The sequence below is a fragment of the Nocardioides sp. NPDC047086 genome (assembly GCF_040643685.1).
Classification (GTDB): Bacteria; Actinomycetota; Actinomycetes; order Propionibacteriales; family Nocardioidaceae; genus Nocardioides.
Genome location: NZ_JBEYUV010000008.1, coordinates 40,985 through 67,488, shown reverse-complemented (window position 1 = coordinate 67,488; position 26,504 = coordinate 40,985). Strand labels below are relative to the sequence as shown.

General features: G+C 69.7%; 25 protein-coding genes and 1 tRNA gene. 18 read left to right on the top strand and 8 right to left on the bottom strand.

Translation table 11 applies throughout. The features are described 5' to 3' along the window. Nucleotides 1-9: 9 nt before the first annotated feature. The 4 genes from ABZ796_RS08465 to ABZ796_RS08450 all read left to right on the top strand — a co-directional run bounded on the left by ABZ796_RS08465 (nt 10) and on the right by ABZ796_RS08450 (nt 3,839). A complete protein-coding gene (locus ABZ796_RS08465) occupies nt 10-1,023 on the top strand; it encodes a PDR/VanB family oxidoreductase (protein ID WP_357336133.1) in 1,014 nt (337 codons plus the stop codon). A 25-nt stretch (nt 1,024-1,048) separates the two neighbouring features. Next, nucleotides 1,049-2,386: an MFS transporter gene (locus ABZ796_RS08460; protein ID WP_357336131.1), complete on the top strand. Its 1,338-nt coding sequence runs from the start codon at nt 1,049-1,051 to the stop codon at nt 2,384-2,386. Between the two features lie 100 nt (nt 2,387-2,486). Beyond that, on the top strand, nt 2,487-3,173 hold the full coding sequence (locus tag ABZ796_RS08455; RefSeq protein WP_357336130.1) for a hypothetical protein: 687 nt from the start codon (nt 2,487-2,489) through the stop codon (nt 3,171-3,173). A 75-nt stretch (nt 3,174-3,248) separates the two neighbouring features. Next, a complete protein-coding gene (locus ABZ796_RS08450; protein ID WP_357336128.1) occupies nt 3,249-3,839 on the top strand; it encodes a superoxide dismutase family protein in 591 nt (196 codons plus the stop codon). Nucleotides 3,840-3,943: 104 nt separating this feature from the next. Here the strand turns inward: ABZ796_RS08450 and ABZ796_RS08445 are convergent, their stop codons facing one another. Continuing rightward, nucleotides 3,944-5,005, bottom strand: coding sequence for an ATP-binding protein (locus tag ABZ796_RS08445; protein ID WP_357336126.1), 1,062 nt, complete (start codon nt 5,003-5,005; stop codon nt 3,944-3,946). Here ABZ796_RS08445 and ABZ796_RS08440 point away from each other — a divergent pair. The 9 genes from ABZ796_RS08440 to ABZ796_RS08400 all read left to right on the top strand — a co-directional run bounded on the left by ABZ796_RS08440 (nt 4,998) and on the right by ABZ796_RS08400 (nt 16,832). Beyond that, complete coding sequence (locus ABZ796_RS08440) at nt 4,998-5,510, top strand: nucleoside deaminase (protein WP_357336124.1); 513 nt, start codon at nt 4,998-5,000, stop codon at nt 5,508-5,510. The two genes, ABZ796_RS08445 and ABZ796_RS08440, sit on opposite strands and share 8 nt — an antisense overlap. Before the next feature lie 32 nt (nt 5,511-5,542). Continuing rightward, the gene (locus tag ABZ796_RS08435) at nt 5,543-6,148 is read left to right on the top strand and encodes a TetR/AcrR family transcriptional regulator (RefSeq protein WP_357336123.1); all 606 of its coding nucleotides are present in this window, start codon (nt 5,543-5,545) and stop codon (nt 6,146-6,148) included. 92 nt (nt 6,149-6,240) lie between these two features. Next, nucleotides 6,241-7,833, top strand: coding sequence for an MDR family MFS transporter (locus tag ABZ796_RS08430; RefSeq protein WP_357336121.1), 1,593 nt, complete (start codon nt 6,241-6,243; stop codon nt 7,831-7,833). A gap of 104 nt (nt 7,834-7,937) precedes the next feature. Beyond that, nucleotides 7,938-10,319 carry a DUF6351 family protein gene (locus ABZ796_RS08425; RefSeq protein WP_357336119.1) on the top strand — a complete coding sequence of 794 codons (2,382 nt, stop codon included), beginning with the start codon at nt 7,938-7,940 and terminating at the stop codon, nt 10,317-10,319. Between the two features lie 38 nt (nt 10,320-10,357). After that, nucleotides 10,358-11,215 carry an alpha/beta hydrolase gene (locus ABZ796_RS08420; RefSeq protein ID WP_357336117.1) on the top strand — a complete coding sequence of 286 codons (858 nt, stop codon included), beginning with the start codon at nt 10,358-10,360 and terminating at the stop codon, nt 11,213-11,215. 67 nt (nt 11,216-11,282) lie between these two features. Further along, complete coding sequence (locus tag ABZ796_RS08415; protein WP_357336116.1) at nt 11,283-13,385, top strand: neutral/alkaline ceramidase; 2,103 nt, start codon at nt 11,283-11,285, stop codon at nt 13,383-13,385. Continuing rightward, the gene (gene sph, locus ABZ796_RS08410) at nt 13,382-14,314 is read left to right on the top strand and encodes a sphingomyelin phosphodiesterase (protein ID WP_357336114.1); all 933 of its coding nucleotides are present in this window, start codon (nt 13,382-13,384) and stop codon (nt 14,312-14,314) included. Before ABZ796_RS08415 ends, sph begins: the two co-directional genes overlap by 4 nt. Continuing rightward, a complete protein-coding gene (locus ABZ796_RS08405) occupies nt 14,311-15,627 on the top strand; it encodes a D-arabinono-1,4-lactone oxidase (RefSeq protein ID WP_357336112.1) in 1,317 nt (438 codons plus the stop codon). The genes sph and ABZ796_RS08405 overlap by 4 nt, the downstream gene beginning before the upstream one ends. Then, entirely contained in the window at nt 15,624-16,832 is a 1,209-nt protein-coding gene (locus ABZ796_RS08400; protein ID WP_357336111.1) for an amino acid deaminase/aldolase, read from the top strand. Before ABZ796_RS08405 ends, ABZ796_RS08400 begins: the two co-directional genes overlap by 4 nt. 16 nt (nt 16,833-16,848) lie before the next feature. Here the strand turns inward: ABZ796_RS08400 and ABZ796_RS08395 are convergent, their stop codons facing one another. Next, a complete protein-coding gene (locus ABZ796_RS08395; protein WP_357336110.1) occupies nt 16,849-17,445 on the bottom strand; it encodes a TetR/AcrR family transcriptional regulator in 597 nt (198 codons plus the stop codon). A gap of 103 nt (nt 17,446-17,548) precedes the next feature. Here ABZ796_RS08395 and ABZ796_RS08390 point away from each other — a divergent pair, with 103 nt between their 5' ends. Then, nucleotides 17,549-18,853 (top strand): MFS transporter, encoded by a 1,305-nt coding sequence (locus ABZ796_RS08390; RefSeq protein ID WP_357336109.1) that lies wholly within the window; start codon nt 17,549-17,551, stop codon nt 18,851-18,853. Between the two features lie 266 nt (nt 18,854-19,119). On the opposite strand, the gene ABZ796_RS08385 is transcribed toward ABZ796_RS08390, so the two are convergent. Together ABZ796_RS08385 and ABZ796_RS08380 are read right to left on the bottom strand one after the other, a co-directional pair. Further along, nucleotides 19,120-19,192: transfer RNA gene (locus tag ABZ796_RS08385), tRNA-Thr, on the bottom strand. A gap of 13 nt (nt 19,193-19,205) precedes the next feature. After that, the gene (locus ABZ796_RS08380) at nt 19,206-19,364 is read right to left on the bottom strand and encodes a hypothetical protein (RefSeq protein ID WP_357336108.1); all 159 of its coding nucleotides are present in this window, start codon (nt 19,362-19,364) and stop codon (nt 19,206-19,208) included. Between the two features lie 128 nt (nt 19,365-19,492). Between ABZ796_RS08380 and ABZ796_RS08375 the strand changes: the two genes are divergently transcribed. Then, nucleotides 19,493-20,419 carry a LysR family transcriptional regulator gene (locus ABZ796_RS08375; RefSeq protein ID WP_357336106.1) on the top strand — a complete coding sequence of 309 codons (927 nt, stop codon included), beginning with the start codon at nt 19,493-19,495 and terminating at the stop codon, nt 20,417-20,419. A gap of 124 nt (nt 20,420-20,543) precedes the next feature. On the opposite strand, the gene ABZ796_RS08370 is transcribed toward ABZ796_RS08375, so the two are convergent. From ABZ796_RS08370 to tmk, 4 genes are all read right to left on the bottom strand, one after another. After that, entirely contained in the window at nt 20,544-21,149 is a 606-nt protein-coding gene (locus ABZ796_RS08370; protein WP_357336105.1) for an excalibur calcium-binding domain-containing protein, read from the bottom strand. Between the two features lie 186 nt (nt 21,150-21,335). After that, nucleotides 21,336-22,856: an alpha/beta hydrolase gene (locus ABZ796_RS08365; RefSeq protein WP_357336104.1), complete on the bottom strand. Its 1,521-nt coding sequence runs from the start codon at nt 22,854-22,856 to the stop codon at nt 21,336-21,338. Next, nucleotides 22,853-24,013: a DNA polymerase III subunit delta' gene (locus ABZ796_RS08360; protein ID WP_357336102.1), complete on the bottom strand. Its 1,161-nt coding sequence runs from the start codon at nt 24,011-24,013 to the stop codon at nt 22,853-22,855. Before ABZ796_RS08360 ends, ABZ796_RS08365 begins: the two co-directional genes overlap by 4 nt. Beyond that, a complete protein-coding gene (gene tmk, locus ABZ796_RS08355; RefSeq protein ID WP_357336101.1) occupies nt 24,010-24,660 on the bottom strand; it encodes a dTMP kinase in 651 nt (216 codons plus the stop codon). The genes ABZ796_RS08360 and tmk overlap by 4 nt, the downstream gene beginning before the upstream one ends. Nucleotides 24,661-24,872: 212 nt before the next feature. Here tmk and ABZ796_RS08350 point away from each other — a divergent pair, with 212 nt between their 5' ends. The 3 genes from ABZ796_RS08350 to ABZ796_RS08340 are packed head-to-tail and all read left to right on the top strand — an operon-like array spanning nt 24,873 to nt 26,495. Then, nucleotides 24,873-25,490 (top strand): DUF4178 domain-containing protein, encoded by a 618-nt coding sequence (locus ABZ796_RS08350; protein WP_357336100.1) that lies wholly within the window; start codon nt 24,873-24,875, stop codon nt 25,488-25,490. Beyond that, entirely contained in the window at nt 25,487-26,011 is a 525-nt protein-coding gene (locus ABZ796_RS08345; RefSeq protein WP_357336099.1) for a DUF2617 family protein, read from the top strand. The genes ABZ796_RS08350 and ABZ796_RS08345 overlap by 4 nt, the downstream gene beginning before the upstream one ends. Beyond that, nucleotides 26,004-26,495 carry a DUF4247 domain-containing protein gene (locus ABZ796_RS08340; protein ID WP_357336097.1) on the top strand — a complete coding sequence of 164 codons (492 nt, stop codon included), beginning with the start codon at nt 26,004-26,006 and terminating at the stop codon, nt 26,493-26,495. Before ABZ796_RS08345 ends, ABZ796_RS08340 begins: the two co-directional genes overlap by 8 nt. Nucleotides 26,496-26,504 lie beyond the last annotated feature (9 nt).

Below are 26,504 nucleotides of genomic sequence, written 5' to 3'. Positions count from 1 at the left end.
GCCGCCGTCATGGCAGTGAACACCCAGACCTGGTGGCAGCAGGGCCGCGTGCTCGAGACCGATGACCCCGCCGAAGGCGTACGCCGCGTCGTGCTCGCTCCCGACCGCCCCGTCCACGCCGCGCCCGGCACCCACGTCGACCTCCGGCTCGACCTCTCCGGGCACGTCCGGAAGCGGTCCTACTCCATCGTCCGCTCCGAGGACGGCGGCCGCAGGCTCACCCTCGGCGTCCAGCTGGCACCCACCTCCCGTGGCGGGTCCCGCCACATGCACGGCCTCGAGGCCGGCGACGTGGTCGAGATGACCGGCCCGGTCCAGAGCTTCCCGCTCGGGGTCGGCGCCGACCGCTACGTCCTGGTCGCCGGCGGCATCGGCATCACCGCGCTGGTGGCGATGGCCGACACCCTGCGCCGCCGCGGCGCCGACTACACCCTCGTCCTGGCCGGCCGGCGGCGCGCGGTCATGGCCTACCTCGACGAGCTCGTCGACACCCACGGCGACCGGGTCCGGGTGTTCGTCGACGACGAGGACGTACGCCTCGACGTGGAGACGCTGGTCGGCGAGATCGCCGGCTCGTCGGCGGCGGCGCGGACCGAGATGTACATGTGCGGGCCGATCCGGCTGATGGACGCGATCCGCCGCGCCTGGGTGGCCCATGAGCTGCCCGAACCCAACCTGCGGTTCGAGACCTTCGGCAGCAGCGGCGGCTGGGCGGCGGAGGACTTCGTCGTGCACCTCCCCCAGCTCGACCGGTCGGTCCGCGTCGGCAAGGACAGCTCGATGCTGGACGCGCTCGAGGACGCCGGCGTCGACGTGATGTGGGACTGCCGCAAGGGCGAGTGCGGGATCTGCCAGGTCAAGGTCCTCGACGTCAGCGGCCGGATCGACCATCGCGACGTCTTCCTGAGCCAGCAGCAGAAGGAGACGTACGCGTCCTTGTGCCTCTGCGTCGCCCGTGCCGCCCGCGGCGAACCCGGCCCATCGTCCGCCGAGCCGGCGGCCGTGACCCTGCACCTCCCGTGAACCCCCACCCCGAAAGAGACCCGAGATGAACCTTCGTGCGCGCATCGACGCCGCCGCGATGACCCCGTATCAGTGGATGGTCGTCGCCCTCTGCGTCCTGCTGAACTGCCTGGACGGATTCGACGTGATGGCGATGGCCTTCACCGCCTCCTCGCTGAGCGAGGAGTTCGCGCTGAGCGGCTCGGAGCTCGGCCTCCTGCTGAGCGCCGGGCTCGTCGGGATGGCGGTCGGCTCACTGGCCCTGGCCCCGGTCGCCGACATCATCGGACGCCGCCCGCTGATCCTGATCAGCGTCGGCCTGGCGACCCTCGGCATGCTGCTCTCCGCGGTCGCCCCGTCCGCCGTCCTGCTGGGCCTGGCCCGCGTCGTCACCGGGCTCGGCGTCGGCGGCATCCTGGCGAGCACCAACGTGATCGCGAGCGAGTACGCCTCGGCGCGCTGGCGCGGTCTGGCGATCGGCCTCTACACGGCCGGCTACGGTATCGGCGCCACCCTGGGCGGCGTGGCCGCGCGCGGCATGCTGGCCGACCTCGGCTGGCGCAGCGTCTTCGTCGCCGGTGGTGTCGCGACCGGGATCGCGCTGGTTCTCCTCGTGGTGCTGCTGCCCGAGTCGGTCGACTTCCTGGTCCAGCGCCGGCCGCGCCAGGCCGTGGAGCGGATCAACCGGATCCTCGGGCGGCTCGGACAGCCCGCGATCACCTCGGACACGCTCGAGGCCGCGCCGCGGGCGTCGACCAGGCACCGCAACGGCAACCCCGGCGTCCTGCTGGGTGCTGACCTGCGTCGCTCGACCCTGCTCATCTGGGTGGCGTTCCTGGCCACGATGTTCGGCTTCTACTTCGTCAACAGCTGGACCCCGCAGCTGCTCGTGACCTCGGGGATGTCCGAGGCGGACGCGGTCACCGCCGGCATGATGCTGGCGCTGGGCGGCACCGCCGGCTCGGTCCTCTACGGCCTCGTCGCCTCCCGGCTGGACAGCCGCCTGGTCCTGATCGGCTTCACCGTGCTGTCGGCACTGACGATGGTCGTCTTCATCACCAGCACGGCGCTGCTCAGCGTCGCGCTGATCATCGGCGTCGGGGTCGGAGCCCTCATCAACGGCTGCATCGCGGGCCTCTACACGATCACCCCGGCCGTCTACGGCACCGAGATCCGCAGCACCGGCATGGGCTGGGCGATCGGCATCGGCCGCATCGGAGCCATCCTGTCGCCGATGCTCGCCGGGCGCCTGCTCGACGCCTCGTGGACCCCGGTCAACCTGTACGTCGGCGCTGCCGTCGTCGTCGCGATCTCCGCCGTCGCGCTGCTCTTCCTGCGGACCGGGCGGACTGCTCGGACCGTGCCCGACATGGCCTCGGCCTAGGCGTTTCGATCGGCCCGCCGCGGATGCAACCGCGGCGGGCCGTGAACCGTCTGGATCGGCAGGACGCCCGCTCGGGGCGTACGACCGACGAGGAGTCACCATGTCCACACCCCGCATCCAGCTCCGTGCCGCGCTCGCGGCGACCGCCGTGGTCGGCCTGCTCGGCCTGGCCGGGTGCGGGACCGACCCGGCCCCGTCGGCCGGGTCCTCCTCAGCCTCTCCCTCAGCCTCTCCATCAGAGTCGGCGCCGTCCTCGGAACCGTCGATGACGCCCACGCCGGCCCCGTCGGAGGTCCCGGTCTCGGCCGCTCCCTCGCCCGCCGAGCCGACGCCGAAGCTCGACTGGAGCGGCCCGCTGGCGCCCGGGGCGTTCGGGAGGATCAAGGCCGAGGGCAACGTACGCTCTCTCGTGCAGCAGGGCTGGATGACCCGCGACACCGGGCGCGAGGAGGCCTGCGAGGGCAAGCACTGGAAGTGGGCCGAGCAGCTCGGCGACGGCGTCGACGTCACCTATGACCAGCAGGGCAACATCGGCTCGTTCGGGATGAGCAAGCCCGTTCTCGAGACCGCCCGCGGCGTCACGATCGGCGACTCCCTGATGGTCCTCAAGGACGTCTACGGGATGGGCGCCCAGCAGACCAACGACTACGGCCAGACGACCTGGGTCGTCCAGGACGGCGACCGCTGGATCGGCTTCCTGCTCTCCGGCAGCTCCCGCGACGCGAAGATCGAGTTCATCGAGGTCTCCGTCGGCCACCGGCCCGGCCTGCTCCGCGACGGTTGCTGATCCCCTCACGATCCGGTCACCTCCGCTGCCGCGTACGGTGGGGGTGACCGGATCCCGTTCTCGTGGAGGTATCCCATGTCTCGTCGTGCCACGGCTGCCGCACTCGCTGCTGCCGGTTGCCTGCTGACTCTCGCCGCCTGCGGGGAGGGGACAGACCCTGACCCGGACGACCGCAACGAGGTGAACGCGAAGTTCGCCGATCCGGACGGGAAGAAGGTCGGGACCGTCGAGATCGAGGAGGACGACGGGGCCACCCAGATCAGCGTCCGGGTGAGCGGGCTCGATGCCGGCTACCACGGCTTCCACGTGCACACGACCGGCAGGTGCGAGGCCGACAGCGCGGCTCCTGACGACCCGGCCAAGACCGGCGACTTCCTCTCCGCGGGCGGCCACCTCAACCCCGACGACAGCGCCCACGGCGAGCACCTCGGCGACCTGCCCGCGCTCCTCGTGAACGAGGACGGCACCGCCAGCCTGGAGCTCACCGCCCCCTTCACCCTCGACGAGCTCCGCGACGCGGACGGCAGCGCGGTCATGATCCACGCCGGCCGGGACAACTACGCCAACGTCCCGGACCGCTACGCCCCCGAGGGCCCGGACGAGGACACCACCAAGACCGGCGACGCCGGCGACCGCATCGCCTGCGCGGTGATCGAGGCCGGCTGACGATTTCACCGCTTCGTGCCAGGCTCCACCCTCAGAATCGGACGGGCGCTCCTACAGAAGGCGTCCGATGATGAGGGAAGGACGGATGCCCGAGGCCTTCTCCATCAGGTCGATGTCGGCCTGACGTAGTGAGCGCCTCGGCGTTCACCGACGAGCAGAAGTGCCCCGGCATCTGTAAGGCGTTTGAGCGCAACACGTGCCTGGTTGGGCGTCAGGTGACACAGTTCAGCAGTCTTGCTTCGGGTGATGCTGCCGAACTGGTCGACGTACGCCAAGATCATGTGGTCCTGCTGAATCGGATCGGTGTCCTGGAGTCGCACATACGCGCTGGCTTGAGCGAGTCGGAAGAACGAGGCCGTCAGGTGATGTCGACGGCTACGACCATTCCCGCGGGATTCGACCAGGCCCATCTCGGACAACCTCGCAACGTTCGCTCGGACGACTGATTCAGACTCGTGCGTGGCCTGCACAAGTTCATTGGTGGTCTCGGGTCCCATCGCCTTGATCTCGTGCAGTATTTGCAGCTGGGTGAGTTGGAGTGTCCGTCCGTTGGCGTCCTCATGCTCGACCACGAAGCGGACCATCTCGAGGTCTGCGTCGCTGGTGGGGATCTGGACGATGACGGCGCTGTTGTTGGTCGCCGAATAGTCGGGTACGCCGCGACCGGCTCGCAGCAGCTGGCCGTACATCTCTCGGATGCCTCGTCCGGCGCGGTCCACGATGCCTGCACGTTTGAAGGCCTCGGCCAGGATCGCGCTGCGTGGCTTGGAATCGTCGAGAAAATTCTTCAGCGTGATGCCAGCAGGAAAGCCGCCCGGACTCTTGACGCGGAACTGGTCGTCGGTGAGTTGCACCGTGATCGGGCCGACTTCTGAGTAGTCGCGGTGCACAAGAGCGTTGGCAATCGACTCACGAACGGCGCCACTCGGTACTCGGGCAATGCCGACCCGGTGTAGCCCGACCATGAGCTCTTGCTCGGAATTTCGCACGTCAACCAGATCGAAGAGGCGGTCACAACGACCATAGTTATGCATAGTTATGGCAGTCACGAGCAGACGCGGACCGACACGCCATAAGTATGCAAATCCCCATCCATCCGAATGAAGCCTTGCCAGGAAATAGAACGACATCAACCGTGGCTCGCCGCAGACTGGAACGGTGACCACCGATCTCACCCCGACTGACATGGCCCACCTGCGACGCTGCCTGGAGCTTGCGGCCGAGGCGCTGGCGGACGGCGACGGGCCGTTCGGGTCCGTCCTGGCCGACGGCGACGGCAACGCGCTCCAGGAGGACCGCAACCGAGAGACGTCGACGGGCGACCCGACGGCACATCCTGAGTTCGCGCTCGCCCGCTGGGCAGCGATGAACCTCGACCCCGAGACATGCGCCGGCGCCACCCTCTACACCTCCGGTGAGCACTGTCCGATGTGCTCAGCAGCGCAGGGCTGGGCCGGCGTGGGCCGAGTCGTCTACATCGCCTCCTCCGAGCAGCTGACGCAGTGGCGGGCAAACTGGGGAGCGGGCGAGTCCCCGGTGCGAGCACTGCCGATCCAGGAGGTCGCGCCCGCGATCGAGGTCGTCGGCCCCGTCCCCGAGCTGGTCGAGGAGATCCACGCGCTCCACCAGGCGGCGGCCCGTGTTACCCCCACCACACACTTCTTGCATTGACTGCAACTTGCACTCACTGCAAGAATAGTGCGGTGTCCACGTCCACCCCGCCTTCGAACGCTCGCGAGCGCCAGAAGCGGGAGCGTCGGCTGGCGCTGATCGAGGCTGCTCAGCGACTGGTCGGCGAGCGTGGTCTCGATGACGTCACCGTGGAGGAGATCAGCTCCGCGGCGGGGTTGTCGACGCGTACGTTCTTCAACTACTTCGACTCCAAGGACGATGCTGTCCTCGGCATCCAGGAGGTTGATCTGGACGCCGAGGTGCGCGCCCAGTTCGTCTCCGGCGGGCCGTCGGGACGGCTGATGACCGACCTGGAGGCGCTGGTGGCGGGATTCCTGGGGAGTGCCGCCCCCAACATCGAGCAGGGCGAGCGGGCGATGCGGCTGATGATGTCCGAGCCCCGGCTCGTGCAGCGACACATCGCCTGGCACCAGCGCGTCGTCGGTGAGCTGGAGCAGCTGCTCGCCGAGCGCCGCGAGGCACGGCCCTCCCCTGTCGACGACGACACGATCGGGATGGTCGCCGGGCTGCTGCTGCGGGCGAGCGCGCTCGCCTGGGCGCGGTCGGGCTACGAGGGCGATGCGGCAGCGCATCTGCCCGAGGCCGTGGCACAGCTCCGCCTGCTCCTCGACGACTAGCCACAACCTCTCGGGACTTTCACGTCACACGGGATCCGTGTGTCTCCACCTCTTCAGCCCCCTGTTCAACTCCTGCCTGGAAGGTCCAACCCATGAGTCACACGGTCGCGCCCGACGCGCCCGAGAAGCCGTTGGTCGTGCTGACGCCGCGTACGATCTGGCTGATCTTCGGGGCCCTGATGGCCTCGATGTTCCTGTCCTCCCTCGACCAGACGATCGTGAGCACGGCGATGCCGACGATCGTCGGAGAGCTCGACGGGGTCGAGCACCAGGGGTGGGTGATCACCTCCTACATCATGGCGATCGCGATCGTGATGCCGCTGTACGGGAAGTTCGGTGACCTCTGGGGTCGCCGCTGGCCGTTCCTGGTCGCCGTCGCCCTGTTCACGCTCGGCTCGCTCTTCGGCGGGATGGCGCAGACGTTCCCCGAGCTGGTCGCCGCCCGCGGTCTCCAGGGGCTCGGCGGTGGCGGGCTGATGATCCTGTCCCAGGCGATCATCGCCGACATCGTGCCGGCCTCCGAGCGCGGCAAGTACATGGGCCCGATGGGCGCCCTCTTCGGTATCTCCGCCGTCATCGGGCCGCTCCTCGGCGGCTGGCTCACCGACGGCCCGGGCTGGCGCTGGACCTTCTGGATCAACGTACCGATCGGCATCATCGCGTTCGCCGTGGCCTGGTTCGCCCTGCGGCTGCCCTCGCACCGCTCCGGACGCCCGGTCGACTGGCTGGGGATAATGTTCATGGTGCTCTCCACCTGCGGCATCGTGCTGCTGACCTCGTGGGAGTCGCTCGGCCAGGACGGCTACGACTGGTCCTCGCCGCAGCTGCTCGGCCTGCTCGTCGGCACGCTGGCCTCGGTGGCCGCGTTCATCGTGACCGAGACCCTCGCGCCCGAGCCGCTGATCCCGCTGCGCCTCTTCAAGAACCCCACCTTCACCGTGACCACGCTGATCGGTCTGGTGCTCGGGATGGGCATGTTCTCGGCGATGGCGATGCTGCCGACCTTCCTGCAGATGTCGACCGGTGCCTCGATCACCGGCTCCGGGCTGCTGATGCTGCCGATGATGGCCGGCCTGATGCTGACCGCGATCGGATCGGGCATCGCGATCTCGAAGACCGGCCGCTACAAGATCTTCCCGATCGTCGGCCTGCTCATCACCGCGGCCGGGATCGCCTGGATGACCACGATCACCGGCGACATGTCGATGATCGTCTTCGGGCTGATGATCTTCGTGCTCGGCGCCGGGATGGGCCTGGTCATGCAGACCATCGTGCTCGCCGTCCAGAACGCCGTCGACCCGCACGAGCTCGGCACCGCGACCTCGGCGAACAACTTCTTCCGAGAGATCGGCGCGACCGTCGGTACGGCGCTGTTCACGACCGTGTTCACGACCCGACTGTCCGACAACTTCGGAGGCCTGGCCGAGAAGATGGCCTCCTCGGGGATGATGCCTGCCGACGGCGCCGGGTTCTCCGGTGGCAGCCTCACCCCCGCCGCCGTCGAGAAGCTGCCCGAGCCGCTCCACACCTGGGTCGTCGACGCCTTCACCGAGGCGCTCGCACCGGCGTTCTGGTATCTCGTGCCGCTGATCCTCCTCGGCTTCGCGCTCGCGCTGTTCCTCAAGGAGGTCAAGCTCTCCGACGAGGCCGGCATGGTCGCCCGCGGGGAGGCGGTCGCCGGCTGAGGCTTGCTCGACGGCTTCCTTGACGCTCGCCGTGGCAGGGGGCATTCTCCTGTCACGGCGAGCGTCTGTTCGGGGGACGTGCGCAGCTCTCGGAAAGGCACGCCATGAACCGCGCCCTGCCTGTCTCGATCGCGACGGTGTCCGCTCTCGTCGCAGGTCTTCTGCTCGGGGTGACGCCGGCATCCGCGGCGCCCGCGCCCGACATCGTCCTGGAAACGGTCTCCAACCGGGCCGACCTGGTCTCCGACGGCAACGTGCTGGTGCGGATCACGCTCCCGGAGGACGACGATGCGGCCGACCTGAAGGTGGCACTGAAGGGCGGCCGCGACGTCACCGGTGTTTTCGCTAAGCGGCCAAACGGCGAGATCGAGGGCGTCGTACGCGGCCTGCGACTTGGGAGCAACCAGCTGACCGCGCACCTCCCCGACGGTCGCGGCGCCCGGCTCACGATCACGAACCACCCGCGCGGCGGGCCGGTCTTCTCCGGGCCTCAGCTGCAGCCGTGGCGCTGTCAGCCGACCGCGACGGACGCGCAGTGCAACCAGGAGCCGACGATCAGCTGGCTCTACAAATCGACAAATCCACTGCTCGACGGGCTCCAGCCGTATGACCCCGCGAACCCGCCCCGCGACGTCGCCACCACGACCACCGACGAGGGCGTGACGGTGCCGTTCGTCGTACGTGTGGAGACGGGCTACCAGAACCGCGACCAGTACCGGATCGCCGTGCTCTGGCAGCCGGGCGAGCCGTGGCAGCGCTGGCGCCCGCAGGAGCAGTGGAACAACAAGCTGTTCATCCCCCACGGCGGCAGCTGCGGGGTGGACCACGAGACCGGGACCGCGCCGACCACCGACTACGCCGGCACCTTCGACCTCGGCATCCCCGTCGTCGCCGACGCCCTCGGCGACAGCCCGACCGTCGCCCTCGGCCGCGGCTTCGCCATGCTCTCGACGGCGCTGGCCAACACCGGCCACAACTGCACCGTGACCAGCGAGGCCGAGTCGCTGATGATGGCCAAGGAGCACCTCGTCGAGACGTACGGCGACCTGCGCTACACGATCGGCAGCGGTTGTTCCGGCGGCTCGATCGCGCAGCAGACGATCGCCAACGCCTACCCCGGGATCTACCAGGGGCTGGTCGTCACCTGCTCCTACCCCGACTCGCTCTCGCCGGGCCTGCAGTTCTCCGACTACCACCTGCTCCGCAAGTACTTCGAGAGCTCCGAGCGGCTCACCGACGGGAAGTTCTGGAACCCGCTGCAGTGGGCCGCGGTCGAAGGTCACCTGCTGCCGCTCAACGCGGTCACCGCCGACGAGGGCCTCTTCAAGCAGGCGGTCATGCCGACCCACCCGTGCGGCGGCATCAGCGACGAGGAGCGGTACGACGCCGCGACGAACCCCGGCGGCGTACGCTGCTCGATCATCGACGCTGCGATCAACGTCTTCGGCCCGCGGCCGGAGAGTGTGTGGACACCGCAGGAGAGGCAGATCGGGCGGGGCTTCGCGGGCTCGCCGCTGGACAACGCCGGCGTGCAGTACGGCCTCGAGGCGCTCCGTTCCGGGGCGATCACGCCGGAGCAGTTCGTCGACGTCAACGAGAAGATCGGCGGGCTCGACATCGACGTCCAGCCACGGGCGGAGCGATCCGTCGCCGACCTCGGCGCGTTGACGAACGCCTACCGCAGCGGGATGGTCAACACCGCCGGCAACCTGTCCGAGGTGGCGATCATCGACCACCGCGGCCCCGACCCGGGCGTGGCGCACGACGCGCGCTGGGCGTGGGCGATGCGCGACCGGCTGACCCGGGAGCAGGGGCACGCGGACAACCAGGTGATCTGGTACGGCGTGACGCCTCTCATCGGCGACCCCAGCTACTCCAAGGAGGCGCTGCTCGCGATGGACCGCTGGCTGGCATCGGTCGAGGCCGACGGGCGCACGGTGGCGCTGGCGGACAAGATCGTCCAGGACCGCCCCGGCGACCTGCACGACCGGTGCACCCAGACGCAGGGGGTCTCCAGCGAGGACGGCCTGTTCCTGCCGGTCGCGGACCCGCTCGTGGACGACCTGACCGGCGGCGCGCTCGACGGGCTGAACGGTGCCCTCAACCCGGTCCTGGATCCCGCGCTCAACCTCGTCGTCGACCCGGTCTCGGACCTGGTGTGCGGGCTCGGGCCGGTCAGCGACCTGGTCAAGACGGACTTCGCGACGCCGCGGATCGTGGCCGGCGACAACAACTACTCCGACAACGCCAAGTGCCACCTCAAGCCGCTGCGCCGCACCGACGACTACGGCGCCTTCGGCCTCACCGATGCGCAGTGGGCCCGGCTCGAGGCGGCCTTCCCCGACGGCGTGTGCGACTACAGCAAGCCGGGCGTCGGATTCACCGAGACGGTGCCGTGGCTGACCTACCAGCGTGCCGACGGATCCGTCGTCTACGGAGGTATGCCGATGGGTCCCGCCCCACGGTCGGCGCCGTTCGAAAATTGACCGGTGACCCGCGCCGGGTCGGCGCTAGGGTCGCGGCCATGTCTTCACCTGAGCCGACCTTCGTCCTCGTCCACGGCGCCTTCGCCAACTCGTTCTCGTTCGCCCCGCTCCAGGCCGAGCTGGCGCTGCGCGGCTTCCGTTCGCTGGCGGTCGACCTGCCCGGCCACGGCTTCGCAGCGACCTTCCCGGTGGCCTATCAGGCACCCCAGGACCTCGCCACGCTCGCGACCGCGCCCGGCGGGATCGAGGGCGTGACCCTTGCCGACAACGTGGGCCATCTGGTCTCGGTGCTCGAGCGGGCGAAGGCGAACGGTCCGGTCGTCGTGGTCGCGCACAGCCGCGGCGGGATCACCCTGACCGCGACCGCCAACGCTCGTCCGGACCTGATCGACACGATGGTCTACGTCTCGGCCTGGGCGCCGGTGGAGCTCGATGCGGTGGCGTACAACGCCGAGCCGGAGATGGCCTCCTTCGACGCCTCGGCGCTGATCGGCGCGGCCGCCGCGAACCCCGCCGACGTGGGCCTGCTGCGCTGCAACTTCCGCACCGCCTCCCCCGAGGTCCTCGCCGGCCTCAAGCACGCCTTCCTGGCCGACGGCACCGACGACGAGTTCCGAACGTTCCTCAACACCTTCCAGCCCGACGAGAACCTCGACGCCGGCGGCCCCGGCGACCGCGCCCAGGCTTCGACATGGGGCACGGTGCCCCGCGCGTTCGTACGCCTCAGTGAGGACGTCAGCATGCCGCCCGCCATGCAGGACCGGCTGATCCGTGAGGGCGACGCCCTCACCCCCGAGAACCCGTACGCCGTCCACACCCTGGAGTCGAGCCACCTCGGCTGGCTCGTCCACCCGGCACCCGCCGCGGACCTGCTCGTGGAGATCGCGACCAGCTGAGCTCAACAAGTGGGTCATTTGTCCAGGACCCTTGACCCACAGTGCGGCGGGCGGGCATCCTCCGGATATGACTTGGGTCACCTGGAAGACTGCGACGGCCACGGCGGCGGTCACGCTCGCCGCGCTCGGACTCCCGGCAGCACCGCCGTCGGCGAGCGGCGCGACCACCGTTCCGTCGAGCGCTGCACGGGTCGCGACCGACCATGGCGAGAGCTTTCTCGTCGGCCGCGGCATCGCCGACGTCACGGGCGAGGTGGCCGAGGCCGGGATGATGGGCTACGCCGACCTCGGCCAGGTCAGCAGCGGCCTGCACATGCGCCAGCGCGCCCGGGCGTTCGTGATCGCCGACCCGGAGTCGGGCGAGCGCGTGGTCCACGTCCTCGCCGATGCCGGGATGATCTTCCAGAGCGTCCGCGACGCCGTGCTGGCGAAGCTCGAGCAGCGCTTCGGTGACACCTACTCCGAGCGCAACGTGATGCTGACCGCGACCCACACGCACGCGGCGCCGGGCGGCTTCTCGCACCACACGCTCTACAACGTCACCACGCTGGGCTACCACGGCAAGACGTTCCGCGCGCTCGTCGACGGGATCGTCTCCTCGATCGTGCGGGCAGACGCCGACCTCGCCCCGGCCGAGCTGAGCCTGTCGACCAGCGAGCTCACCAACGCCAACGTCAACCGCTCGAAGACGGCGTTCGACCGCAACCCGGAGGCCGACAAGGCGCACTTCCCGGGCGGTGTCGACACCCGGAGCACCACGCTCCAGGTGACCCGCGGCGGCGAGCTCGACGGCGTCATCAACTGGTTCCCCGTCCACGCGACGAGCATGTCGACCGACAACACCCTGGTGAGCCCCGACAACAAGGGCTACGCCGAGTACGTCTGGGAGCGGCTCGCCGGCGGCGTCGACTACGTCGAGGACAGCGACGACCCCGGCGTCGTCGCGTCCTTCGCGCAGACCAACTCCGGCGACATGTCGCCGAACCTCAACCTGAGGCCCTCCGACGGCCCGACCACCGACCAGTTCGAGAACACCCGGATCATCGGCACCAGGACGTACGACGCCGCCCGCCGCGGGCTCGACGACGACCGCGCCCTGACCGGAGGCGTCGACTCCCGGATCGTCTACGTCGACCTCGCGAACACCGCGGTACGTCCCGAGTTCACCCCCGACGGGAAGCCGCACACCACCTGCCCGGCCGCGCTCGGCGCGGCGTTCGCGGCGGGCAGCACCGAGGACGGCGGCGGTGGGCTGCCGATCTTCAAGGAGGGCAAGGACGGCGGCAACCCGGCGGTCGCGGCGATCTCCGAGGCGCTCTACACCGCGAGCCCGGCGCTGCGGGCGTGCCAGGGGTCGAAGGAGATCCTGCTCCCGGTCGGAGCGCTCGACATGGTGCAGCAGAAGCTCCCGGTGCAGCTGGTCCGGGTCGGCGACCTCTACCTCGTCGGGATGCCTGCCGAGGTGACCGTGGTGTCCGGTCTGCGGCTGCGGCAGGCGGTCGCCGAGGCGGTAGGCACCGACATCGACCACGTGCTGGTGCAGGGCTACGCGAACGCCTACGCGCACTACCTGACCACGCCGGAGGAGTACGACGCCAAGGAGTACGAGGGCGCCTCGACGCTCTTCGGGCGCTACGAGCTCCCGGCGTTCATGCAGACCGCGGCCGACCTCGGTGCCGCGATGCGGGACGGGGTCGACGTACCGCTCGGCGAGAAGGAGCGCGACCGCAGCGCCGAGCAGCTCCCGTCGCTCCAGGGCGCGGTGGTGGCCGATGCGCCGCCGCTCGGAAAGAGTTACGGCGACGTGCTGACCGCGCCGGCCGCGACGTACCGCCCGGCGGACCAGGTCAGCGTGACCTTCGCCGGTGCGCATCCCGACAACGACCTGCACCACGAGGGCAGCTACCTCACCGTGGAGCGGCGGGTCTCGACAGGCTCGACCACCGAACCACGCTGGGAGCGGATCGCCGACGACGGCGACTGGTCGACGAAGTTCCATTGGCAGCGCTACGGCGTCGCCGCGTCGAAGGTGACGATCACCTGGGACGTACCCGAGGACGTGGCGCCCGGGAGCTATCGGATCCGCTACTTCGGCGATGCCCGGAGCCTGCTCGGGAGCGTCCGGTCGATCAGCGGCACCAGCCCGACATTCGCGGTGGTGGGCCGATGAGGTCCGCAGCGGTGGGCATCGCGGCGGTGTGCGCGGTCGCCGCGACGATGCTGCCCGGCCCGGCGGCATCAGCCACACCTCCGCCGCCCGACCTGAGCATCCTGACCCACAACGTCGCGATGCTGCCGACGATCCTGGGCGGGAAGGCCAACGCCACCCGGGCGGGCCTGTTCGCGGAGGCCGACCACCTGCGTGGACACGACGTGGTGGTGCTGGAGGAGGCGTTCGACAACGCTCCGTCGAACACGCTCAAGTCGCGCTTGGCGAGCCAGTACCCCCATCAGACACCGGTCCTCGGCCGCTCTCGCTCGGGCTGGGACGAGACCCTCGGCTCCTATTCCGCACTGACCCCCGAGGACGGCGGCGTGACCATCTTGAGCAGATGGCCGATCACCCACCGGGTCCAGTACGTCTACGCCGACGGATGCGGCGCCGACTGGTTCTCGAACAAGGGCTTCGTCTACGCCCGCCTCGACGTCGACGGCCGGCCGGTGCACGTGGTCGGCACCCACGTCCAGGCCGAGGACCCCGCCTGCTTCGGTCGTGGTGCCGCGGTCCGGGCCGGGCAGTTCGCCGAGCTCGACGGCTTCCTCGACGGGCTCGCGATCCCGGCCGACGAGCCGATCGTGATCACCGGCGACCTCAACGTGGTCAAGGAGTCCCCGGAGTACGCCACCATGCTGACCGCGCTCGACGCCACCGCCCCGGCCTTCGCCGGGCACCCCTACAGCTGGGACCCGGAGACCAACACGCTGGCGAGCTCGGGCGGGCGCGAGCAGCTCGACTACGTGCTGTTCCGGCGCGGCAACCAGCAGCCCAGCGGATGGACCAACACCACGCTGACGCCGACCTCGCCGCCGTGGAGCTCCGGCGGGACGACCTACACGGACTACTCCGACCACTATCCGGTCCTCGGAGGCACGTCGTGACCTGGCAGAACTGGGCCGGCACCGAGCGGGTTACCCCCACGCGCGTGGTCACCCCCGCGACGACCGGCGAGGTCGCGGCCGCCGTCAAGGAGGCCTCCCGCGACCGGCTGAAGGTCCGGATGGTCGGGTCCGGGCACTCGTTCACGGGCGCGGCGGTCGCGCCCGGCGTACAGCTGCGGCCGGAGCGGCTCGACGGGGTCCGCTCGGTCGACCGCGACTCCGGGCTGGTGACGGTCGACGCGGGCATCCCGCTGCACCGGCTCAACCCGATCCTGGCCGGGCACGGGCTGGCGATGGAGATCCTCGGCGACATCGACCGGCAGACCCTCGCCGGCGCGATCTCGACCGGCACCCACGGCAGCGGCGCCGCGTTCGGCAGCATCTCGACCCAGGTACGCGGCCTCGAGCTGGTGCTCGCCGACGGCTCGGTCGTGCAGTGCTCGGCGACCGAGCGGCCCGAGCTGTTCGAGGCGGCACGGGTCTCCTTCGGTGCGCTCGGCGTGATCACCGCGGTGACGCTGCAGTGCGTGCCGCTCTACGCGCTGCGGGCGGTCGACGCGGCCGCGCCGCTGGACGAGGTGCTCGACGGCGTCGACGAGCTGGTGGCCGCCAACGACCACTTCGAGTTCTTCTGGTTCCCGCACACCACCACCGCGCTCACCAGGAAGTTCCAGCGGCTGCCGGGCGACACCGAACTGCGCCCGATGAGCCGTTTCGCCCGCACCCTCGACGACAGGATCGTCACCAACATCGGCTTCGAGGCGATGCTGCGCGCCGGCACCCGCTTCCCACGCCTGGTGCCCGGGATCACCCGGTTCGTGACCAAGGCGATCTCCGCACGCGACTTCACCGACCTGGCTCCGAACGTGTTCGCCTCCGAGCGGGACGTACGTTTCCGGGAGGGTGAGTACTTCGTGCCTCGCGACGCGCTCGTCCCGGCGCTGCGCGAGCTGAAGCGGTGGGTCGACACCCACGACGAGGCCGTGTCGTTCCCCTTCGAGGTCCGGTTCGTACGCAACGACGACATCTGGCTCTCGCCGGCCTACGAGCGGGACTCGGCCGTCGTCGCCTTCCACCAGTACCACCGGATGCCGCACGAGCGCTGGTTCGGGATCTGCGAGGACGTGCTCGGCGCCGCCGGCGGCCGGCCGCACTGGGGCAAGCTGCACCGGCTCGACGCGACGTCGCTGCGCGAGGTCTATCCACGCTTCGACGACTTCGTCGCGCTCCGCGACCGGCTGGACCCGGCCGGCGCCTTCGCCAACCCCTACCTGGACCGCGTGCTCGGCCCTGCTCCGGAGGCCCGACGATGACCCTGACCCAGCGCTCCGGCCCCGCCCGTACGCCCTGGCCGGACCTGCTCGCCGCGACCGAGCACCTGGACCCGCCGTTCGCGGTCCTCGACGTGGCGGCGCTGCGTACCAACGCCCATCAGCTCGTCCGCCGCGCCGCCGGGAAGCCGATCCGGGTCGCCAGCAAGTCGATCCGGGTGCGCTCGGTGATCCGGGACGCGCTCGAGGTCCCCGGGATGTCCGGCATCCTCGCCTACACCCTGCCCGAGGCGCTCTGGCTCGCCGAGGAGCACGAGGACGTCGTGGTCGGCTATCCGACCGTGCACCGCGAGGCGCTCCGGCGGCTCGCCGAGGACGAGGAGCTCGCCTCGCGGATCACGCTGATGGTCGACAGCCCTCGGCATCTCGACCTGACCGCCGAGATCGTCGGCCCGGGCGGTCCCCCTATCCGGATCTGCCTCGAGCTGGACGTCTCGCTCCGGCTCGCGGGCGGCCGGCTCCACCTCGGCGCCCGCCGCTCACCCGTGCACACCCCCGAGGACGCCGCGGCGCTGGCCCGCCAGGTGGCGGCTCATCCTCGCTTCCAGCTGGTCGGCCTGATGGGCTACGAAGGTCAGATCGCGGGCATCGGCGACAACCAGCCGGGCCTGAGCCGCTTCGCGGTCCGAGCCATGCAGGGCCGGTCGGCCGCCGAGCTCGCCGAGCGGCGCGCGGAGGCGGTCGCCGCCGTACGCAGCGTGGCACCGCTGGAGTTCGTCAACGGCGGCGGCACCGGCAGCCTCGAGCTCACCGCTGCCGAGCCCGCGGTCACCGAGGTCGCCGCCGGCTCCGGGCTCCTGGCACCGCGCCTGTTCGACTTCTACACCCGGTTCCAGCCCCAGCCCGCGGCGTACTTCGTCCTCTCGGTCGTACGCCGCCCCTCACCGCAGCACGCCACGGTCCTGGGCGGTGGCTGGATCGCCTCCGGCGCCGCCGGCAAGGACCGGCTGCCGACGCCGGTGTGGCCACAGGGCCTCTCGCTGGTCGACCGGGAGGGCGCCGGCGAGGTGCAGACCCCGCTGGTCGGCGAACGGGTCGACGACCTCGACATCGGTGCCCACGTCTGGTTCCGGCACACCAAGGCCGGCGAGCTGTCCGAGCACGTCGACGAGATGGTGCTCGTCGACGGCGACCGCATCGTCGACGTGGTCCCCACCTACCGCGGCGAGGGCAAGACCTTCCTCTGACCTCCGCGTCGGGGCGTCAGGACCCCTCCACGACCAGCCCCAGCAGCTGCGTCGCGGCGAGGTCTATCGCCGCGCCGGCGGTCTCGGCGTCGCCCTCGTTGAGGTAGAGCAGGGTCATCCCGTCCACGATCGCGGTCAGGTAGCGCGCCAGGACCGCTTCGTCGACGGTCCAGGTCACCCCGGTGCTGGCGGCCAGCGTCTCGATGACCTGGGTGTGCGCGTCCAGATAGGTGCCGTACTGCTTCCGTGCGAACTCGGCCAACGCCGGGTTGCGGGTCGCGTACTGCGTCAGCTCGTACGTCACCCGGTGCTCGTCGGGGTTGTCCAGCACGTGCTGCCAGTAGGACGCCAGCCCACCACGGAGCTTCTCCTCCAGCGTCCCCGAGCCCTCGATGATCTCGAGCGCCGGCGCCAGCGTGTGGCTCGTGATCGTGGTGATCACCTGCTCCAGCAGCTCCTCCTTGGAGCGGAAGCAGTAGTGGAACGCGCCGAGCGCCATGTCCGCCTCGGCCACGATCGACCGCGTCGTCGCCTGCGCGACCCCGTCGCGCGCCATCACCCGGATCGCGGCCTGCACCAGCAGCCGTCGACGCTCGTCTGCAGACACCCTCACCACGCGACCAAGACTAGCGTCCAAGTCAGCGGCCACCGACGCCCCGTCGTCGCCACCGCGAAAACGGTTTCAGGGGTTGGCGTACGCCTGGTTCACTGACCCGGTGGCATCCTCCCCCGGCTCGCTGTGGCACACCCTGATCCATCTCCGCGGCAACCCGCGCGCATGCGTGTGGACCGAGCCGATGTGGGGACTGTCGATGGCGATGGTGCTGCCGTACCTGTCCGTCTTCATGCTCACGCTCGGCCTGCACGACGCGCAGATCGGCCTGCTCGCGACGGCCGGGATGATCTCGCAGGTGTTCTTCGGGCTGGCCGGCGGCATCATCACCGACCGGATGGGGCGCCGGCTGACGAACGCGCTCTTCGACGTGATCGCCTTCGTGATCCCGTGCCTGATCTGGGCGGTCGCTCAGGACTTCTGGGCCTTCCTGGCCGCCTCGCTGCTCAACGGCGCACTGCAGGTCACCGCGAACGCCTGGGACTGCCTGATGGTCGAGGACGCCGAGCGCGACCAGATCACCGGTATCTACTCCCTCGTGCGGGTCGCGGCCGACTGCTCGGCGCTCTTCGCCCCGATCGCCGCCTTCATGGTCGCGCAGTTCGGCCTGGAGCCGGCGGTGCGGGTGCTCTTCGTCAACGCGGCCGTGGTGATGCTGGCCAAGATCATCCTGCTGTACGTCGCGTCCACCGAGACCCGCCAGGGCCGGATCCGGATGGAGGAGACCCGGCACGAGAGTCTCTGGCAGCTCTTCGTCGGCTACCGCGGGGCCGCGAGGCTGCTGGGCCGCTCGCACGGATCGCTGCTGGCGCTGGCCGTCGCCGCCGTCGTCGCGGCGGTCACCCTCGTCAACGGCACCTTCTGGCAGGTCCTGGTCAGCCAGCACCTCCATGTGCCCGACCCGGTGCTGCCGTTCTTCCCGATGGTGCGCTCCCTGCTGTCGGTGCTCTTCCTCTTCACCCTGATCCGCCGGCTGACCTCGGGACACGACCTCAAGCAGGCGACCTTGTGGGGGTTCGGCATCTATTTGGCCGGTCAGCTGGCCCTCGTCATGATCCCAGCCGCCGAGGGCGACGCCGACCTCGTGACGTACGCGCTTCTCGGGGTGTGCCTCCTCCTCGACGGCTTCGGCGCCGGGATGCTCTTCATGCTCTCGGAGTCGCTCGTCGCCTTTCACGTCGACGCCGCCGAGCGGTCACGCGTGATGGCGCTGCAGCGCACCGCGGTGATGCTCGCCGCCGCCCCGTTCGGCTGGATCTCCGGTTGGCTCTCGGGGATCGACCGCACCTATCCGTTCTGGCTGACCAGCGCGCTGTTGGTGATCGGCGTGGTCGTCACGGTCGTCTGGTGGGCCGAGTCCCACACCGAGCCACCGGTCGAGGCCGGCGTGCCTGCGGAACGATCCTGATCGCGGGCACGGGCGCGCGAGCTGGCGTGCGGTCCTGAGCGCCCTCGCGACCGAGTGGGGGGTACTCCAGCAACGTGGGCGCCCGGACCGCACACGGAAGTGATAGCACGCATCTCACCCCGAGCGCCGCCAAACCTGGACATCTGGTAATCGGTGTTCTCATCCAGGCGTTCCGGGGGCATCAAGAGCTCCCGACAGCGAGCCGAAAATCAAGTAACCCCGGTCTCGCTTCCAGCGTTTTCGCTGGTGAGACCGGGGTTTTGCTGAGCCGCCTGTCGGAATCGAACCGACGACCTTCTCATTACGAGTGAGACGCTCTGCCGACTGAGCTAAGGCGGCGTACCGTCATCCGTCACCGCATGAAGCGGGTCTGGTTGAGCGGACCGGATGAGTGTACCGAGACTGCGCGCTCGACACTAAAACGGTGCGCCTCGACGTGCTCGTCGATGGTCGTGCGGGTGGGCTTGCCCTTGCCGATCAGGCGGCCCAGGCGGCGAACGCCGTGCTTCATTACTGCTCTACTCCCCTATGGACATGTATCAACCACCGACTGCGGACGCAGTGGTGGTGAGTCAATGATGACCTGCGGCGACTCATAGAGGTAGACGATCCTTCCTTGGAAAGACATAGGATGTCTCTATGTTGTCGCTGCACCAGCTCCGCGTGTTCCTCGCGGTCTACGAGCATGGCTCGCTGACCGCGGCGGCCGAGGAGCTCGGGTATGCGCAGCCGTCGATCTCTGAGCAGGTCAGAAGCCTGGAACGTACGCTGGGCGTCCAGCTCTTCCGGCGGGTCGGCCGCGGGGTGGTGCCGACCGGGGTGGCCGATGAGCTGAGGCCGCACGCGGAGCGTACGGTCGCGGCCGCGGAGGACGCCCGCAAGGCCGTGCAGGCGGTGAAACAGTTCGAGACCGGAACGATCCGGTTCGGGATGTTCGGAATCGCGCGGCTCTACGGCGGGGCCGGGCTGGTGGCCGACGTGCTCGACCGATATCCGGGCGTACGCGTCGAGCTGATCGGGCAGAACTCCGCCGAGGTCCAGGAGGATCTGCGACGTGGACGGCTCGAAGCGGCGATGCTGCTCGTCGGCAGCGTCTCCGGTCCGGGGCTGAAGGTCACGCCCGTGGCTCGCGACGAGCTCGTCTACATCTCGGCCGACCCGGCCCACCTGGCCACGCCGGTCACCCCGCACCGGCTCTCGCTGGCCACACTCGCGATGTCCGACACGAGCTGGAGCTCCGAGGACCCCACCCGGGTCACCATCCGCAACCTGCTCCACGAGACCGGCCGCAACCCACCCAGCCGGATCGAGGTCGAGGACATCGAGACGGCCGTCGAGCTGGTGGGGATGGGGTACGCCGACAGCGTGCTCGCCAAGGGAGCAGCCGAGCAGTTGCTCCCCCGGCTGGCGCCGAAGGCCGGCTGGGTGTCACTGCGACCCCGGACGTACGACACCTTCGCCATCGTCCATCGCACCGACGCCACCCTCTCCCCCGCCGCCACGCTGATGATCGAGCTGGCGACGAAGCGGATCCAGGCCATCGCGGACCCGGTCCACCGGCGGTAGCGGGCGTTCCTTGGCCGCCATGCCCTGAACCTGTCGAAGGGTATGCAGCCGAAGGCTCACATCCCGAGCGGAGTTCCGCAGGGGATGTGAGCCTTGACCTACATACCTTGACGAAGGTCCCAGGTCACTCGCAGCCGTAGCCGTCGTTGTCGCGGTCGAGGCGCCACGGGTCCGAGCTGTTGTTGATCCGGACGGGCTTCTTGGACGCCGGGATCTCGCCGCAGTCGCGGTCGTTGGCCGAGCTGGCGTTGTAGACCTTCTCGCCGTTGGCGTAGGTGTAGTCCAGACCCGAGGTGGTGCCCCCGGACGAGCCGCGCTTCTTGAGGTAGAACGACGCGGACACGTCGGCACGTCGGTTGGCGTCGCCGGCGAACTTCCAGCGGTAGTAGCGGCTGACCTTGGGCGTCACGATCACCGCGCACTTGCCGTACTTGTTCGTCACGCAGGACGTAACGCTGCTCCAGCGGCCGCTGGCCTTCTTCTGCAGGTGGATGCGCTTGCCCTTGATCGGGTTGCCACCCGCGGTCAGCTTGCCGACGGGACGGTAGGACTTCGTGCCGTACTTGTTGGCCGAGACCTTGACGACCTTGGTGACGACCTTGGCCGACACGGTCGTCGGGGGCGTGGCGGCGTGGGCGGGCTGGCCGATGACGGGGGCGACCGCGATCGCCAGGGCGGCGATGGCGGTGGCAGCGAAGGCCTTCGTCGTTGAACGGATTCGCTGGTTCATGATCACGTGCTCATGACCCTTCTTCTCGAAGTTAAATTTCCGAGAAGTGATCCTCCGGAGTCGGAGTCATCTGTGGGGCGGACTCCGCGGTCAACTAACCCACATCGGGTATATGTGAGAGTTCAACTACGTAGGTCGAGATGTCGTGCAGGTGCCCACTCGGTCGACGCCAGTGACGTCTCGGCGTCAGCACTCCAGGCCGTCGTCGGGGACCTTTCCGTCGACCAGGTAGTCGTTGACGGCGTCGTCCACGCAGCCGTTGCCCTGCATGTAGCCGGTGTGGCCGTCGCCGTCACGGGAGACGAGTACGCCGTTGTCGAGCGCATCGGCGAGGGCCTCGGCCCACTCGTAGGGGGTGGCCGGGTCGCGGGTGGTGCCGATGACGACGATCGGGTTGGAGCCCTCGGCGTCGATCTCGGGCTCGGGCTCGGTGGCCTTGAACTTCTCCGCGGCACAGCCGTTGAGCATCCAGGCCAGGGCGGCGCCGAAGGTGGGAGCGGCCTCCTCGAAGGCGGGCAGCTGCTTGCGTACGTCCTCGGGGCTGAGGCCCGAGGAGTCGTCGAGGCAGTTGATCGCCCAGTTGGCCTCCATCGTGTTGTTGATGTAGCCGCCGTCGGGGTCACGGCCGGCGTACTGGTCCGACAGGTTCATCAGCTGGGTCCCGTCACCCTTCATCGCCCCCTGGAGGGCGTCGGTGAGGTAGGGCCAGTAGGACTCGACGTAGAGCGGGGTGATCAGGCCGTAGAGGGCGTTGCCGGCGGTCAGCTCGCGGTCACCGGCCGGCAGCGGCTCGGCGTCGATGTCGGCCATCAGCTTCTGGACGCGCTCGACGCCGTCGTCGACGGAGTCACCGAGGAAGCAGCTGCCCTCGTCGACGCAGTTCTCGACGTAGGAACGGAGTGCGACCTCGAACCCCTTCGCCTGGGCGAGGTTGGCGTCGAGGACGCTCAGCCCGGGGGCGATCGCACCGTCGAGCACGAACCGGCCGACCCGGTCGGGGTAGAGCTCGGCGTAGGTCGAGCCGAGCTGGGTGCCGTAGGAGGCACCGAAGTAGTCGAGCTGGTCCTCACCCAGCGCCGCCCGGAGTACGTCCATGTCCCGCGCCGCCTCGACGGTGCTGACATGGGCGGAGATGCCGTCCTTCTGGGCGGCGCAGCCGTTGGCCATCTGGACGCCGGTGTCGACGTAGGCCTTCTCCTCGGCGGGGGTGTCCGGGTCGGGGTCGACCGCGACGTAGGCATCCAGGCTCTTGTCGTCGAGGCAGTCGACCGGGGTGCTCTGCCCGACACCACGCGGGTCGAAGCCGACGATGTCGTAGGAGTCGCGGACGGTGGAGCTGAAGGACTGGTTGTTGTAGAGGGCGTAGTCGATTCCGGAGCCGCCCGGGCCACCCGGGTTGATCGCCAGCGAGCCGATCTTCTCCTTGTTGGCCGGGTCCTTGATGACGGCGACCTCGATCGTGCGGCCGGTGGGGTCGGAGTAGTCGAGCGGCACCTCGAGGGTCGCGCACTCGAAGGCGCCGTTGCACGCCTTCCAGTCCAGCTTCTGGCTGTAGAAGGTCTGCAGCTCCTCGGCCGGGGCCGCGGTCGCCGCCGCGCTCGGGCTCACCTGGTCGGCGTCGGGGGTGCCGCCACCGGCACCACAGCCTGCGGTGATGACGGTCAGAGCGGTCAGCGCGACGGCGCCGGTCACTACGTTGAGTTTCACTGATCTCCTCCGGGCGGCAACAGCGCCACCATCATCGCTTCCAGCACCAACTGGGGCTGCACGTTGAACTCCAGCAGCTGCTCACGGGCCTCGAAGACCGCCGCGATCCGCTGCAGGTTGAGCTCGGGGGTCGAGGCGGCGACGAGCTGCTCGATCTCGCGCCGGTGCTCCTCGTTGACCAGGGTCACCGGTGCGCCGGCGGCCATCGTGATCGCGTCGCGGTAGACCGAGACCAGATCCATCAGCCCACGGTCGATCACGTCACGGTGACGGCGGGTGGCCCGGCGCTTCTGGTCCTTCTCGAGCGCGGACAGCGCGGGACCGTACTCCCGCGGCCGGCGGCCTCGCTCGACCACGCCGTAGCCCGCGTCGAGGTCGGCCTTCTCCCGTGCGTCGAGGTCGGCGGTGACCGCGTCGGCCTCCTCCTTCGAGACCGCAGCGAGCTCGCCGGCGGCCCTGAGCGCGTCGGCGAGCGTGCTCAACCGGGTCGGATAGGCCACCACCTGCTCGCGCCGGCGCCGGGTGTCGTCGTCGCGGGCCAGCGCCTTGGCCCGGCCGATGTGGCCCTGGCTCGCGCGCGCCGCGTAGGCCGCACGCGCCTCGTCGACACCGAGCGTGCGCTGGAGGAAGCCGGTCACGTCGGGAACCGTCGGGGTGGTCAGCGTGACCAGCCGGCATCGGGACCGGATGGTCGGGAGGACGTCCTCCACGGTCGGCGCGCAGAGCATCCAGACCGTGCGGGCGCCGGGCTCCTCGACCGCCTTGAGCAGCGCGTTGTTGGCCTGCTCGGTGAGCCGGTCGGCATCCTCGATGATCAGGATCTGCCACCGGCTCCCGGCCGGGGAGAGGGCGGACTGACGGACCAGGTCGCGGATCTCGTCCACCCCGAGGGTCAGCTTCTCGGTGCGGACCAGGTTGACGTCGGCGTGGCTGCCGGCGAGCACGGTGTGGCACGCGTGGCACTGGCCGCAGCCGCCGTCGGGGCACTGGAGCGCGGCGGCGAAGGCGATCGCGGCGTTGGAGCGGCCCGAGCCCGGAGGACCGGTGAAGAGCCACGACTGGGTCATGCCGTGGCCGGCGGCGGCGGTCCGGAGCGTGGGGATGACGTGGCGCTGACCGACGAGGTTGTCCCAGACGGACGCGGTGGCGAGGTTCATCCGCTCACCGCCCGGGTGAGCAGCGGCTCCAGGCGCGCCAGCACCGCCGCGTGGATCTCCTCGACCGGAGCACGGGCGTCCAGGACCAGATAATGGTCGGGATTGCGCGCGGCCAGCCCGACGAACGCGGAGCGCACCCGTTGGTGGAACTCGACCGACTCCTGCTCCATCCGGTCGCGCTCCTCGAACCGGGTGAACCCGGCCGTCGGATCCAGGTCGAGCAGCACGGTCAGGTGGGGCCGCAGGTCGGCGGTCGCCCACCGCGCCACCTCCTCGAGCTGCGCAGCGTCCAGCACCCGGCCGGCGCCCTGGTAGGCCAGCATCGAGTCGACGTAGCGGTCGGTGATGACCACCTCGCCCCGCTCCAGCGCCGGACGGACCATCGACTCGATGTGCTCGGCCTTGTCGGCGGCGAACAGGAGCGCCTCGGTGCGGTCGTCGAGGTCGCCGGTCTCCGGGGACAGCACGATGCGGCGTACGTCCTTGCCCACGGCCGTGTCGCCCGGCTCGAAGGTCAGCAGGACCCGGTGGCCGCGGGCGGTCAGGGCCTCGTGGAGCAGGCGCGACTGGGTCGACTTGCCCGACCCCTCGCCGCCCTCGAAGCAGACGAAGACGCCGTGCTCTGCGTAGACACCCGGAAACCTCACGCAGCCACCTCCGTAGCGCAAGCGCCAGGATACGGACGTGGCTGCGTGATGACCTCATGGTTCACTCGCTGACGCTCGTTCACGAGCCAAACCTACGGGGTGCCACCGACATGAGACGTACGCCGCCCGGCGCCGCCGCGATTCAGGCTGCCGAACGGCACACCGCCAGGCTAGGGTTCGGGTCGCCCTCACGCCGACCCAAGGAGTCTTTGGTGATCTACGTCCTGATCGTCCTGCTGCTGGCCGCCCTCGCGGTCGCGGCCTACCTGCTCTGGAAGAGCAGGCAGCAGCCGACGGCGCAGAAGGAGCCCGACGACTTCATCGGCGACCAGCACAAGCACGCCTCCGACCAGCTGCGCCAGGTGCGCAACGGCGACGTCGTCGAATACCTCGGCCACAACTGGTTCGTCCGCGGGCGGATCGACTTCGACGAGCACGGCTACCGCTGGACCGAGCACATGCTCGACGACGCCGAGGGCAAGAAGTGGCTCTCCATCGAGGACGACGAGAGCTTCGAGGTCTCGCTGTGGCACGCGATCCCGCTCGGCGACATCGAGCAGGGCACCGTCGGTGACCGCGACATCATCGTCGGCGGTGTCGCCTACCGGCTCCAGGAGAAGGGCTCCGCCGCCTTCACCGCCACCGGCGCGACCGGCACCGCGCCTTCGGGCACGGCCGAGTACGCCGACTACAAGTCGGTCGACGGCAAGCTGCTCGGCTTCGAGAAGTGGGGCAGCAACTGGGAGCCCTCCCTGGGCGAGGTGCTGCAGCCGTTCGAGCTGACCGTCTACCCCTCCACGGACCGGCCCGCGACGCTGGACGACGCGTGACGCTTCTCGACGTCCCGTTCGCGGACGTACGCGGCGACACCCTTCGCTGGACCCTCGCACCGATCCCCTGCACCCCGTTGGCCTCTCGGACGGTCGACCTCAGCAGCGGACTCATGGTGACGCTGAGCGTCCTGGGCGCCAGCCACCAGGTCGTCGTACGCCGCCACGACCTCCCGCTCCTGCACGAGACGATCGCGTGCGGGATCGCCGAGGCCGAGCCCCTCCCCGAGACGCATGCGGCGGGCGGCTACCGCCTCGCCTCGCAGGTGGAGGAGATGGGACCCGAGGAGCTCGCCACGCAGGCGTCGCGGCTCGTGGAGCGGCTGCGCGAGCGTACGGATGCGGTCGTCGCCCACTTCCCCGGTGACCCGCACGCGGTGACCGCGCTGGCCCTGGACCGCTCCGATGAGGAGGCCGGTGTCCGTCGGATCACCTGGCGCACCTGGCACACCTACCCACAGACCGGCGAGATCGTCGCCACCACCACCAGCTACCGGCCCGAGGAGGTCACACGTGTCTGAACCCACCGGCTCCGGGGGCTCGAACCGCAAGCTGATCGGCTGGGCGATCGTCGCGGCGTGCGTCGCGCTCGTCGTCATCATCGTCATCGCCGTGTCCGGTGACGGGAACAGCCCCGAGAAGTACCTGCGGAAGAACTTCGACCACGTCAGCGGCTCCGACCCCGACAGCGATGCCGGGATCGTCTTCGAGGACGACGGCGCGGTGAGCTCGGTCGCCGACAAGATCGCGAAGGACACCGACGCCGACGAGAACCGGGCCGAGGGTTCCAGCCACTACCTGCGCTACGACGACGACTGGCTGGTCGTCGTGGAGCCGCGTACGCCCTCGGGCTCGACGATCACGCTCTACGAGTACGACCGTGGCTACCGCCACCACGCCACGGTGATCGGGCTGTGGGGCTGGAACAGCTTCTACGGCCGCAACAGCGGCGGCGGCAGCAGCAGCGACTCCTTCCGCGGCGGCGGCAGCGGATTCGGCAAGTGACCACCCTCA